This is a genomic window from Danxiaibacter flavus, assembly GCF_041060425.1.
In the GTDB taxonomy this organism is placed as follows: domain Bacteria; phylum Bacteroidota; class Bacteroidia; order Chitinophagales; family Chitinophagaceae; genus Danxiaibacter; species Danxiaibacter flavus.
Genome location: NZ_JAULBC010000003.1, coordinates 564,578 through 578,231 on the forward strand (window position 1 = coordinate 564,578; position 13,654 = coordinate 578,231).

At 39.7% G+C, this 13,654-nt stretch carries 11 protein-coding genes and 1 tRNA gene; 6 read left to right on the top strand and 6 right to left on the bottom strand.

Annotated elements, in window-relative coordinates:
- Positions 1 to 57 precede the first annotated feature (57 nt).
- The 3 genes from QTN47_RS12650 to QTN47_RS12660 all read right to left on the bottom strand — a co-directional run bounded on the left by QTN47_RS12650 (position 58) and on the right by QTN47_RS12660 (position 3,466).
- The gene (locus QTN47_RS12650; protein ID WP_369329748.1) at positions 58 to 1,098 is read right to left on the bottom strand and encodes a 2-oxoacid:ferredoxin oxidoreductase subunit beta; all 1,041 of its coding nucleotides are present in this window, start codon (positions 1,096 to 1,098) and stop codon (positions 58 to 60) included.
- Entirely contained in the window at positions 1,099 to 2,979 is a 1,881-nt protein-coding gene (locus QTN47_RS12655) for a 2-oxoacid:acceptor oxidoreductase subunit alpha (protein ID WP_369329749.1), read from the bottom strand.
- Between the two features lie 139 nt (positions 2,980 to 3,118).
- The gene (locus QTN47_RS12660) at positions 3,119 to 3,466 is read right to left on the bottom strand and encodes a 4Fe-4S dicluster domain-containing protein (protein WP_369329750.1); all 348 of its coding nucleotides are present in this window, start codon (positions 3,464 to 3,466) and stop codon (positions 3,119 to 3,121) included.
- Between the two features lie 159 nt (positions 3,467 to 3,625).
- Here QTN47_RS12660 and nifJ point away from each other — a divergent pair, with 159 nt between their 5' ends.
- The 5 genes from nifJ (at position 3,626) to QTN47_RS12685 (ending at position 9,637) form a co-directional block, all read left to right on the top strand.
- Positions 3,626 to 7,195: a pyruvate:ferredoxin (flavodoxin) oxidoreductase gene (gene nifJ, locus QTN47_RS12665; protein WP_369329751.1), complete on the top strand. Its 3,570-nt coding sequence runs from the start codon at positions 3,626 to 3,628 to the stop codon at positions 7,193 to 7,195.
- Positions 7,196 to 7,554: 359 nt separating this feature from the next.
- Positions 7,555 to 7,740: a hypothetical protein gene (locus QTN47_RS12670; protein ID WP_369329752.1), complete on the top strand. Its 186-nt coding sequence runs from the start codon at positions 7,555 to 7,557 to the stop codon at positions 7,738 to 7,740.
- 184 nt (positions 7,741 to 7,924) lie between these two features.
- Positions 7,925 to 8,131 (top strand): hypothetical protein, encoded by a 207-nt coding sequence (locus QTN47_RS12675; RefSeq protein WP_369329753.1) that lies wholly within the window; start codon positions 7,925 to 7,927, stop codon positions 8,129 to 8,131.
- A gap of 150 nt (positions 8,132 to 8,281) precedes the next feature.
- Positions 8,282 to 8,563, top strand: a complete 282-nt coding sequence (locus QTN47_RS12680) for a hypothetical protein (RefSeq protein WP_369329754.1) — start codon at positions 8,282 to 8,284, stop codon at positions 8,561 to 8,563.
- A gap of 846 nt (positions 8,564 to 9,409) precedes the next feature.
- Entirely contained in the window at positions 9,410 to 9,637 is a 228-nt protein-coding gene (locus QTN47_RS12685; protein WP_369329755.1) for a hypothetical protein, read from the top strand.
- Between the two features lie 137 nt (positions 9,638 to 9,774).
- Here the strand turns inward: QTN47_RS12685 and QTN47_RS12690 are convergent, their stop codons facing one another.
- From QTN47_RS12690 to QTN47_RS12700, 3 genes are all read right to left on the bottom strand, one after another.
- Complete coding sequence (locus tag QTN47_RS12690) at positions 9,775 to 10,269, bottom strand: hypothetical protein (protein WP_369329756.1); 495 nt, start codon at positions 10,267 to 10,269, stop codon at positions 9,775 to 9,777.
- A gap of 840 nt (positions 10,270 to 11,109) precedes the next feature.
- Entirely contained in the window at positions 11,110 to 11,430 is a 321-nt protein-coding gene (locus QTN47_RS12695) for a group II intron maturase-specific domain-containing protein (RefSeq protein ID WP_369329781.1), read from the bottom strand.
- Positions 11,431 to 11,438: 8 nt separating this feature from the next.
- On the bottom strand, positions 11,439 to 12,095 hold the full coding sequence (locus QTN47_RS12700; RefSeq protein WP_369329757.1) for a hypothetical protein: 657 nt from the start codon (positions 12,093 to 12,095) through the stop codon (positions 11,439 to 11,441).
- A gap of 1,403 nt (positions 12,096 to 13,498) precedes the next feature.
- Between QTN47_RS12700 and QTN47_RS12705 the strand changes: the two genes are divergently transcribed.
- Positions 13,499 to 13,583: transfer RNA gene (locus QTN47_RS12705), tRNA-Ser, on the top strand.
- The last annotated feature ends 71 nt before the right edge of the window (positions 13,584 to 13,654 follow it).

The window sequence follows — 13,654 nt, forward strand, 5'->3', positions numbered from 1 at the left end:
CACAACACGGATAAATTGTTTATTCAACAATATCTCCTCCTCCCCCTTATTTCTTCATCATAATATTGTCCAGGTTTTTTCTCCTGACAATATTCTGTCTAAAGACATTCGTCCTTTAGAGGCATTCAGGGCTTCAATCTGGGCCGAAAGAATTTCTTCATACACCGGCCTTTCCTGTGAATAAATTACACCAAACGGCCGGGGGAAAGCGACGTCGTTAAATGTTGTATCAAAAAATCTTGAAATGAAAATTGCTTTTGTTTTATCGTTTTCGTCGTGGATCCACAAATCATCAACACTTATGTTTTGCTCCTGTAAGTTTACAATTACAGGAGTCAGTCCATCCAGTTTGATCCCTTTCTCATCATTGTTTCCAAACAAAAGCGGCTTGCCATGTTCTAACCGGATTGCTTCTTCATTTTTAGTTTCCTTATCTGAGAACGCAAAGAAAGCCCCATCGTTAAACACCGGGCAATTTTGATACACTTCCACAAAAGAAGTTCCTTTATGTGCATGCGCTTTCTTCAAAATGCTTTGCATATGTTTAGGATCCCGGTCCAGTGTGCGGGCTACAAAAGATGCTTTAGCACTTAATGCCAGCTCTATTGAATTGAAGGGTTCTTCAATGGACCCATAAGGAGAGGTCTTTGTTATTTTTCCTTTTTCCGAAGTGGGTGAGTATTGTCCTTTGGTGAGGCTGTAGATCTGATTATTGAACATCAGGTAGTTTATGTCAAAATTCTTCCTCATCAAATGAATGAAATGGTTTCCGCCAATAGATAATGAATCACCATCACCGGAAATTACCCATACGCTTAACTCCGGATTGGCAGCTTTTACACCTGACGCAATGGCGGCAGCACGGCCGTGAATAGAGTGCATACCATAGGTATCCATATAATAAGTGAAACGTGATGAACAACCTATTCCGGAAATAAAAACAAAATTTTCTTTCGGCACACCCAGATCAGGAAAGATGGTTTGTACTTGTTTTAAAATAGAATAATCGCCGCAACCGGGACACCATTTCACATCCGCTTCCGGCGCAAAATCTTTAGGTGTGAGCTTTATTTTTTCATTTGTAGCAATCGTTTCCATTTACGCTGATTTTAAGGTTTTAAGTATTTTTTCCTTCATCTCAACTGTGGTAAAAGGCATTCCCTGCACTTTGGAAAAACCGGTTGCCGGAACCAGGTATTTTGCCCTGATCAGTTGTAACAATTGTCCGCAATTCATTTCCGGAATTAAAACCTTGTCGAAGCCATTCAGCAACTCACCTAAGTTCCTGGGAAATGGATTAATATAACGCAGATGAACATGAGCAATATCATAACCTTCTGTGAGCAATTCCTTTACAGCTGTTTTAATAGCCCCGTAAGTAGATCCCCAACCTAATACCAATAGTTTAGCATTTGTATTGCCGGTTTCGGGCTGTGCTAAAGGAAGGTTGTCCGCGATTTTTTTTACTTTCTCCGCCCTCAGCCGGATCATGGTTTCATGATTAGCCGGTTCGTAACAAACGTTCCCCGTACCATCCTGTTTTTCCAGGCCGCCTATACGATGAACAAGCCCTTTGGTGCCGGGTTTGATCCAGGGACGCACCAGGTTTTCATTTCGTTTATATGGCTGCAACGATCCATCTTCTCCGTTGGGCCTATCCAAAAACGAAACCATGATATTTCTCACTTCAGAAGCTTTAGGAAATTTCCATGGTTCTGAGCCATTGGCTATATAGCCATCACTTAAAAATATAACTGGCGTCATATGTTCCACTGAGAGCTTACATGCTTCGAACACAGTCTCAAAACAATCAGAAGGCGATGATGCAGCCATCACTATTACAGGTGCTTCGCCATGACGGCCATGCATAGCCATTAATAGATCAGCTTGCTCTGTTTTAGTAGGCAAACCCGTGGAAGGCCCTCCGCGCTGAACATCTATTACTACCAAAGGCTGCTCTAACATGGTGGCGAGACCCAAGGCTTCTGTTTTTAAAGACATTCCCGGACCAGAAGTGGTGGTGACGGCAAGATGGCCTGCGTATGATGCTCCAATGGCCGAACAGATACCTGCAATTTCATCCTCGGCCTGGAACGTTTTTACACCGTCGGCTTTGTATTTTGAAAGCTCCTGCAAAATATCCGTTGCAGGAGTAATGGGATAAGAACCCAAAAACAACGGCAATCCTGATTTTTCAGATGCTGCTATCAAGCCTATGGCTGTGGCATGATTGCCTGTTATGTTACGATACGTACCCGCAGGCAACTTTGCCGCAGCCACCTTGTATTGTGTAACAAAAATCTCTGTATTCTCACCGTAGTTCCATCCCGCTTGTAACGCTTTGGCGTTGGCGTTTGCTATCTCAGGCTTTTTACCAAACTTTTCTTTGATGAAACTCAAGGTATAGTCCAGCGGTTTATCAAACATCCAGAATAGTAGACCGAGTACAAACATATTTTTGGAACGCTCTACTTCCTTAACACCCAGCCCCTGATCTGCCAAACATTCTTTGGTGAGTCTTGTAATATCTACCTTGTGTACTATATAATTATCTGTTATGCTACCTTCCAGCGGATCGATACCCTCCGGATATTTGGCAAGCGATAAATTTTTATGATCGAACCCTTGTATGTTGGCAATGATAACGCCGCCTTTTTTTAAACGGGGCAAATCAACTTTTAATGCAGCAGCATTCATTGCCACAAGTACATCATATTTGTCGCCGGGTGTATAGATCTCAGTACTTCCAAAATTAATCTGAAAGCCTGAAACACCTGCCACTGTGCCTATTGGGGCACGTATTTCGGATGGAAAATCAGGAAAGGTACTCAGATCATTTCCAAACCATGCGGCAGTATCTGTAAACTGCATGCCGGTTAGCTGCATACCATCGCCGGAGTCTCCGGCAAAGCGGACAACAACTTGATCCATCTCTTTTATCGAAACACTTTTCTTTATTCCTCTTTCTGAAGCTTCCATATGAAGAAATCGTTTGGATTATTTGGATTTTTATGATTACCATCAGCTTCGATCAAAAACAAATGGAGTGATTGTTCTTAATGAAAAGGTGTCATAAAATTTTGCAGCAGGCACAAAAAGTATTCAATTGAAAAGGTTTTCAGGCGTGCAGTAATTCTTTTTTAGCTAGCAATTGTTCCACCGTTTCGGCGTAGTTTTCATCCGATACACAACAATCTACCGGACAAACGGAAGCGCACTGGGGCTCTTCATGAAATCCCTGGCATTCAGTACATTTGTCGAACACAATATAATAGGTGTCTGTTGAAATTGGTGCTTGTCGCTCATCTACCTGTATTGTTGTTCCGTTTTTACGTGTGATGCTGCCTTTTATCGTTGTGCCGTCGGCGATGGTCCATTCAGCACCTGCTTCATAAATCGCATTATTAGGACATTCTGGTTCGCAGGCACCACAATTGATACAATCTTCGGTTATTTTAATAGCCATGAGTGATAAATGTTTAGGAATGATTATTTTTTGTTTTGATAAAGGAACCCTGATTTTTGGAAGTAGTATATGATAAAAGTTATGTTTATCGCTGACATTCATCAGTTTTTAAAATTCCAGCTCTAAATAGCTTGCCTAAAATTCAAATCACAAATCATTATGCATCCTATTTTAGATTCGCAGGGGGTTGATACTTTATCAACAAAAAAGAAACTATCCATAATGGATGGCAATGAAGCTGCTGCTTATGTTGCGTATAAGTGCAGTGAAGTATGTGCTATTTATCCTATTACCCCATCATCCGCTATGGGTGAATGGAGCGATGAATGGAGCAGTAATGGCAGAACCAATATTTACGGACAGATACCCAAAGTAATTGAAATGCAAAGCGAGGCCGGAGCAGCCGGCGCTCTCCATGGCGCGCTGCAAGGTGGCGTTTTAGCTACAACATTTACCTGCTCACAAGGATTGTTGTTAATGATTCCCAACATGTATAAAATTGCAGGTGAGTTAACGCCTACAGTTTTTCATATAGCGGCAAGAGCATTGGCCACGCATGCCTTGTCCATTTTTGGCGATCACAGCGATGTGATGGCAGTTCGTTCTACTGGCTTCGCACAACTGTTTGGCGCAAATCCGCAGCAGGCGCATGATATGGCCATGATTGCCACAACAGCTTCTTTGCGTTCAAGCGTTCCCTTTTTAAATATATTTGACGGCTTCCGCACTTCTCATGAAATTAATGAAGTGGACATTCTGCCTGATGATATCATCAGGCAAATGATAAATGAAGAAGATGTTATAAGACACAGAAACCGTTCGCTTAATCCTTCTAACCCCTTTATCAGGGGTACGGCACAAAATCCTGATGTGTTTTTCCAGGGCAGGGAAGCTGCAAACCAATACTACCAGAATGTTCCCGGCATTGTAGAAGATACGATGAAGCAATTTGCTTCGCTTACGGGCCGCTCTTATAAATTATTTGAATATTACGGCGACCCTCAGGCAGAAAGTGTTATTATCATTATGGGTTCAGGCGGCGGCGCTGTAGAAGAAACCGTAAACTATCTGAATAATCGCGGTAAAAAAACAGGTTGCCTGCAAATACATCTTTACCGTCCTTTCTCGGTGACACATTTTTTAAATGCGCTGCCTGAAACAGTCAAAAAAATTGCAGTGCTGGATCGCTGTAAGGAAAACGGAGCTATTGGTGAGCCGCTGTTCATGGATGTTGTAAATGCTATACATGCACAATGGGAACATGGTACACCTGTGATTATTGGAGGTCGCTATGGACTTGGCTCCAAAGAGTTTAGTCCGGGTATGGTGAAAAGTATTTTTGATGAACTGGATCAACAAAATCCCAAAAAACAATTTACCGTAGGTATTAATGATGATGTGACTTTTACCAGTCTTGATTATGATAAAAGTTTCTCTTTGGAAAATCAGCATCTTTTCCGGGGATTGTTCTTTGGGCTTGGTGCCGATGGCACTGTCAGCGCCAATAAAAATACCATCAAAATTATCGGGGATGTTACTGACAATCATGTGCAGGCCTATTTTGTATATGACTCCAAAAAATCAGGTTCCTTAACAACATCTCACCTTCGTTTTAGCAACAAGCCTATTCACTCCACATACCTGATTAACTCAGCAAATTTCATCGCCTGCCATCACTTTCATTTTCTTGAAAAATTTGATGTACTGAAAGATGCAGAGCATGGCGCTACATTGTTGCTCAATTCGCCTTATGATAAAGAGGAAACATGGAAGCAACTTCCGCAGAAAGTGCAAAAGGAAATTATCGAAAAAGAATTGAAATTCTACATAATCAATGCCTCTAAGGTGGCAAGGGAAACAGGTATGGGATCGCGCATTAATTCCATTTTGCAAACCTGCTTCTTTGCTATCAGCAATATCATGCCTAAGAATGAAGCTATTGCTTACATTAAGAAAAGTATAAGAAAATCGTATAGCCGCAAGGGTGAGGCTGTAGTACAGAAAAATTTTGATGCTATAGATAAAACACTGGCAAATCTTTTTGAAGTTGACTATAACGGTTATAAACCAGGCAATAAAGAAATAGAAGGCCTTGCCGTAGAAAATGCTTCTGATTTTGTAAAGAACATACTCACAAAAGTTATTGCAGGAATGGGTGACGAACTGCCGGTGAGTGCATTTCCGGCTGATGGTACTTATCCCTCAGCTACTACCAAGATTGAAAAAAGAAATATTGCGGACCAGGTTCCCGTTTGGGATCCATCGCTTTGCTCCCAATGCGGCAAATGTTTTTTTGTATGCCCTCATGCAGCTATTCGTCCTAAAGTTTATAATAAAGAGTTGCTGAACAATGCTCCTGATGCTTTTAAACATGTCGCACCAATAGGTAAAGAGTTTTTAAAAGACCAGGAAGCTTATACATTGCAGGTTTCTGTTGAAGACTGTACCGGTTGCAACTTATGCTACGAAGCGTGCCCGGTAGAAAGTAAAACACAACCGGGGCATAAGGCTGTAAATATGCAAGACGTAATTCCGTTGAAAGAGACAGAAAAGCAAAACTGGGAATTCTTCCTTTCAATACCGGATATTGACCGCACCAGGGTTAATCGTAATACGGTAAAAGGATCACAACTATTGGAACCATTATTTGAATTTTCCGGAGCCTGCAGCGGATGCGGTGAAACACCTTACCTTAAACTACTTACGCAGTTGTTCGGTGATCGCATGTTGGTAGCAAATGCTACAGGATGCTCTTCAATTTACGGAGGAAATCTGCCTACTACACCCTGGGCTAAAAACCATGAAGGCTGTGGGCCGGCCTGGGCTAACTCCTTGTTTGAAGACAATGCTGAATTTGGATTAGGCATTAAACTGGCAGCTGACCAAAAAAGAGATTTCGCTAAGAACTTGCTGACTCAATTAGCCGCGGAAGTGGGTGAAGAACTGGCAAACGCCATTTTAAATAATCATGAGAATGAGGAAACCCAGCTGATACAGCAACGCCAGGATGTAAACAAATTAAAAGACCGTTTAAGAACACTTACAAATCCTTTGGCCAGTCAATTGCTGCACATTGCCGACTTCCTGCAACGCAAATCCCTATGGATCGTAGGCGGTGACGGATGGGCGTATGACATCGGTTTCAGCGGCCTGGACCATGTATTATCCACTGGCGAAAATGTGAATATTCTTGTATTAGATACTGAAGTATATTCCAATACCGGCGGGCAGAAGTCAAAGTCAACACCTACTGGAGCAAGTGCCAAATTTTCCATAAAAGGAAAAACAACAGGTAAAAAGGATCTTGCCATGCAGGCAATAGCACATGGTACGGCCTACGTTGCCGAAATTGCTATGGGCGCAAATGATGTACATGCATTAAAAACCATACTGGAAGCAGAAGCTTTTCCGGGACCTTCTATTATTATTGCATATAGCCATTGCATTGCGCATGGTTATGATATGGCCCACGGCATTGAGCAACAAAACCTGGCTGTTAAATCCGGTTACTGGCCTTTGTTCCGCTACAATCCTTTGAAGGAAAAGGGACAAAGATTTATGCTGGACAATAAAGAGCCGAGTGTTGCTTTGGATAACTTCCTGTATAACGAAAACCGCTTCTCGTTTGTCAAGAACAGTTCTCCCGAAAAAGCAGAAGAAGCACTTGATGCTTCCAAGGCAGCTGTACAAAGCCGTTGGGAAAGACTTGATGCATTAAAAGGTTTGTAAAATAAAATGCAAAACATAAAAGGTCGGGCAGAGTAATATTTGCCTGACCTTTTATTTTATCGGCATTTTATATTAATCGAAAACCTCAATCCGGATTCAATGCCGTTTCCTTAATAAACACTAACATTTATCAAGTACGATTTACGAAGTACGAAGTACCTGATTCAGGCTTGCATTGCTTTTTGTAACCTCTTAAGGAAACAACAATGAATCCGGATTGATCATTCTTCTGTTTCTGTAGACAAATATTGAATTATCTTCATTTTTTTGATAATAGATAAACCATCCAAAGTGAACTAACTGTGATTTTTTCTTACATTACTCTGGTTTTAACTGTTAGCATACCCGCAAAAAAACCTATGAAAATAAAAATAAGCGTTGCCCTGATTGGCTTAGCCTGCATTGCATTGATAACTACTGTGGTTAAATTAGGATCTTTAACCGGGACAGAAATTACGGTCATATTGGCTACGATATGTGTCTCACTAATCGGAGGCTTCCATTTGTTGGACGAAAATGGCGACACAAAAGGCCCGACTAACTAAGCAGGATCATTTGTGCCAGCAGGAGCAAACATTTTAACTGCGTTGTGCGAAATAAAGCATACCTTGTTGTCTAATCTACAATAGCAAATCCAGTTCATTTTAAAATCGTTGCAAGTCGGGAGTAACAATACCTGTTCTCTATTTACCATTTTAGATTATTTCCATAACCTTAAAATGTTAGATTATGACTCCGCAACTGCCATTATCAATGCTTCCGTCTTTTGAGCAGCTTGAATTATCAATTAATGATCTTAAAGTAATTTCTGAAACAATAAATTTTTTATCGAAGCGTGTTGAAAAATGTATCGACAGAATCAATGTGCGCCTGGCGAATATTAAAGGAAAGGCTGAAATTGGCAAACATACAAACAAACAGCTTTACCAGGACTGACGAGACGTTTCGATCCCAACTCCTTCTAATTCGAACATGTATGCTAAAAACAGCATGCCAATTTTAACACATACGTTGATGTGGCGTTAAATGTGCATAAGAATGCTGACCATGGCATAACGTTTGAAGAATTAGCAAAAATCCGTTCCAATGAGAAGTGTATCTTTTGATGTCCCCACCAAAAAAGGCAAATTATCTGTATTTTTTACTACATCGCTCAATTTTAAAAACATAAAAAGAGTCCTGATAACAGGAGATAGAAGATACAGGGGCTATCTTTCTGTAGAGAAGATAGAGGAAACATACAGGCTCGCAAAAGTTAAGTTCAGACGTGTTAACTCTATCGTGGAAAGCCGGTTATCATTTTTAAACGACGAAACCAGCAATCGTATCGCCAAGATCATTGGAGAGACAGTTGTGTGGACCACTTAAAACGATGGATAGATTCATGTTAAGTGAGGAGACTTCACTTTGTTGTTGGTGTGCTTTCGCTCTTTTACCTGCCCGACACACACAACAACGGCAGCAGCGTGAGTGTGCAACATCAATGGGAGGGAAACATGCAGATGTAAAACGAAAAAATCACAGCCAATACCACACGGTTTGTAGAGGCCTAAGGCATTTTGTTTGCTATTCACATTGCATAGAAAAAACGAATTTCAACTATTTTATTAGCCCGTTTATTGGTCTTCATTAAATAACTTGATTAAATCAATTAGGCTTGCAGACATGTTAATTTGAGTTTTTAAGTTGTTGATGCTACCAAAATATTCGATCATAAAGCTGCCACTGGGCTTTTTACAATTTTTTCCTGAAGAACATTTTTTATATCCTCCAAGGTTGACACGCAACTTTTTTCAATATCAAATTCGATTTTGATTATTCTATGCCGATATAAAAGATGGTAACCCCATAAAAAAGTCCCCCATCCTATTTTGTTAGCCTTCTTAATAAGAAAAATTGTCGAGTTCGAATCAATAATTATTGAGTTGTTATATTTTATGAGTTCATTCTCAAAACATGTATATAAAGATTTTTTATCAGGGATGCATCGGACGTTATTATCCTTATTCCATAAAAGTAGACACGGAGTTTTCATTTTTTCCAGCTGGTGTTGGTGTTATGGAATAAAAATAAGAAACTTGATGCTCAATTTATTTAAATCTAAAAATAGTCTCGGACTCTGTTTGGCCTGGTTGCACTCTACGCAGACCGCCATTGTTGGTATGCAGCAAAGGAAATGTGTGAAAGCATACCAACAACACAAGTAAGGTGTGGATGAAACAAGAAAAAAAATACAACAGCGCACAAATATCGACGCAAAACCAAACAAGCCACTCGACAAAAGGCTTATTTGGTTTTACTATTGGTATCGACCTGCACAGTTTGTTGTTAGTGTGCTTTAGCTCATTTACCTGCCCGACAAACAACAATGCCAGCAGCGTGGGCTTGCAACACCAACAGTTGAAAAAACACTGCTATGCTACCAGACCGAATGATACCTAGCATCTGAGAAGAAGAAAAAACTTTTTGCCCTCTTTACTCCCCAAATACAATCGGAGTTGATTTCTTAGACATAAGAGCCTTGCGGAACTCATGTCAAAGGGGTTTCACAAAATGTCTTCTTGAAATGAGTAGAAGGATTATTCAGCATATCTTAATGTTTTGATGATTTCTAAGATTTCCTGTTGTTGAGCATCATTGGTTGTCTTAGCATACATGCAAAAGCTTTGTCCATTTTTTAATTTTGGAATATATACACCAGTAATTCCAGTCCCAATCCTTTTAGGTTTTACCAACTTAACAACCAATCCATTTATCGTATCGTACATATAGTATTGTTTTGAAAAAATCCGAAGCTCTTGATCTATTTCTGCTTCATTCGAAAAAAGGAACAACGTCGAATCTGATTTTCGTTTCAAATTCTTTAATAATGACGGCTTAGATGCCATATCAAAAACAGGAAGGTTTGGTTCATAGAGTGTAGCTGGTCCAATACCAATCTCTCCTTCTAGAGAAACTTCAGAATTTAAATTTATTATTTCAAATGAGTATGTATCAAACCCCTGTTTTGTAATCAATCTAGCCTTCTTTGGAACTTGGACAGTAAGGATATTGTCCAAATTTATTGTTTGCATCTTTAGTTTTCTGTCGCATGAAAAAATCACTAGCATGCAAACGAATATCAATACTACTTTAATTTGCATTTTTTCTTTCCATTAATTTGTGTAATCCTAATCTCCGATTGTTTTTCAGCCGTTGTTGGTGTTACGGAATAAAAATAGGAAACCTTGATCGTCAATTTATTTAAATCTAAAATTAGTTTCGCACACACTTAGGAGCGATCCTGTTGCACATCTACACAGACCGCTGTTGTTGGTATGCAGCAAAGGAAATGTGTGAAAGCGTACCAACAACACAAGTAAGACGACGAAATATTCATCTCATTTTAGATAATCGAACAGTCAATGAAAGGCATGTTATTTTCTAAATAAACGAATTCCCGTTTTCTTCTCCGCAAAGTCTTTGAACATAAATCTCAGTTATTAGAAACTTCTTCGCAAAGTCTCCATTATGGCCTTTGTGCACATGCCTGGGACTTTGCGTTTAGGAGAATAAGTAAATTCGCCAGACGTAACCCGACAACTAGAATGCTATGTTAGCGCCTTTGAAATTAATTAGATGCCGCTGGCAAAAATGAGTTTCCTCACATGTCGCAAAGTCCCTGCCCATCACGCATGACCTGGGAGGAGACTTTGCGGAGAAGTTCTTGCTGCGAAGACTGTGCGGAAAAGTAAGCCGCTCTACGAACGGCTTATTTGATTTTGCTATTAGTGTGTATCTGCACACTTTGTTATTGGTCTGTGCTTTCGCTCGCTTACCTGTCCGGCACAGTCGAGTAGACCCGGGCATTTCAGCCCGAGTCGCTCACAGAACTGGACGTGAATCTCTCAATTCATCCAGCTCTTGTTATCCAATCATTGTACTATTCGCAGTTTCCAGTGATAAAACAATTCAGGACTTGCTTTAACTAGCGCTTTGTACCTATCATACACTTTGACCATACTTCTTAATTTGTATGTGTTACTTATCCATTTTCGAATAAGTTCATTCAAATACAAGAATACCCTTAATGCCTTATCTCTGTTGTATTTCGTGTAGTAATTGATCCAGCCCCTTATCTTGGGATTTAATGTCATGGCCGTCCATTCCAGCGATTGCATTCGATTTCGGGGATAGATAACTTCTCTTATCCTCTTTCTGATATGTGTTTTCGCTTCTAAACGCTTGAGAAACAGTGGTTAAGTCACTTTGATTGTTGCTTACTTTCCATTGTGCATACAAATTCATTTTCCTGATCAAATAGCTCTATTTTGTCTTCAGACAAAATCTTAAAATAGTTATTATTTATTACGTACAAAAAATAGTCAATAATGAAGGGCGTATTAATTTGGATCGACACCTCGTTACCTTTTATTTGGCGTTGACTTATTCTCTGAGTCAAAAATCGATCCTTTACTTCTACAGAAAAAGAACTGAAGTTTTTGTTGACCAAAGCGCCGTCTTCACCATGAACATAGATTTTGTGCAATGTATCATCATCAATAACAAGAAAAGCAGAATATTCAACGCTAGAGTCATTGTAAAATATTGGCCTTACCCAAATCTTCGCCGTATCTACACAGTGGTTAGTTACAGATTTTAATGTTACCGGAAAATCAGAAAGCTGACTTCTTAATATATACTTGTCATCTATCTCCAAAATTTTGCCAAATGCAAAAGAATCCCCCAGTCCATGGCCCTTGTAAATACTATATTCAAAGATACTGTCATCCAATATACTTAAATGAAACATACCATGAATATCCTTCGAACTATAATAATAGTCCCTTCTTTTTTGTCCAAAAGCTACCTTAGAAAAAAAAAGAAGGTTTACAAAAAGTATCAAAAAGATATAACGCATAATTAGTCCAAATTATTTATTTCCAAAAGAAGTTAAATTAAACGGTGGATGTCCTTTCCCATGCGAATATTTATTATTCATGTCCTGCATAACATTTAGCATAGTGTAATTCACGTTATTCCTGTTTTGAAGCGCAAAATTCTTTTCTTCACCTTGCAAAAAATTTATTACTAAGTAAGCAGGAGTATTTATGTTTATCGCCATTTCTTTTCCCAAAAGCGAGGAATACGCTTTATACCAATCTTTATTGGTAGAAATTTGATTCTTAAACCATGAAATTCCATATTTCCCTTCAGCTACTCCTCTTACTTTTCAGCCGTTGTTGGTGTTGCGGAATAAAAATAACAAACCCTTATCGTCAATTTATTTAAATCTAAAAATTAGTTTCGAACACAGTTAGGATCGATCCTGTTGCACATCTACGCAGACCGCCGTTGTTGGTATGCAGCAAAGGAAATGTGTGAAAGCGTACCAACAACACAAGTAAGACGACGAAATATTCATCTCATTTTAGACAATCGAGCAGTCAATGACAGGCATGTTATTTTCTAAATAAACGAATTCCCGTTTCGTAAATATTACAAGGCCGCTTGAGGTGTTTAAATGGCTTTTGTCATTAGTGCTTTTGCCATCATTTCCTCCTACCTCACGAAGTTCTTGCACTTGTATTAGGATAAAAACCCTCACTTATCCGCCGGGCGAGACGCGTTGCGCCGGCAATGGATGAAACAAGAAAAAAATCCAACAGCAGCGCATATGTCGATGCAAAACCAAACGAGCCCCTCGACAAACGGATTATTTGGTTTTACTATTAGTGTGTACCTGTTCACTTTGTTGTTGGTGTGCTTTTGCTCCTTTACCTGCCCGACACACACAACAACGGCGGCAGCGTGACTGTGCAACAACAACAGAGGCGAAAATCCCATTTATAGAATCATCTTCGCAAAGTTTCCGTGAAGAGCTTTCTGATTATGCCTGGGACTTTGCGTTTAGGAGAATAAAGAAATTCAGGAGAAACTATCAAATAACACGAATTAGTACACATTGCCCCATATAAGCAGATACAATATGTTGTTATGTTTTTAAGGACTATAAGACCCATTAGATGCCTCTTTCGATATGATCCTTCCTCTAATTTCTCTAAATCGATGTCCACGGGGCAAGGCTTGCGAGGAGACTTTGGCGGAGAAAGTGAAACAAACGAATATCCCATTTTTAGGTTTGCAGGATTTAAAATCCTCTCTTATCTTTTGTTCGACATGCCCTTCGGAACATATCGAACAGCAAGTTTGCTAAAATATTTTTTCTTTAAAACCCTTTACAGCAAAGCCTTCCGGCGATTGTGCAAACTAATTTTTCAGATTTTTTTGGAAGATCAAATCCAGCGCCCTTATTTTGCACCCGGAGAGATGGCAGAGCGGTCGAATGCGGCGGTCTTGAAAACCGTTGACTGTAACAGGTCCGGGGGTTCGAATCCCTCTCTCTCCGCTCAAATAAAAAGCACTGATTTTTCGGTGCTTTTTTGTTTTGTGAAATCTTCAGTACAAAAGACTCCAATC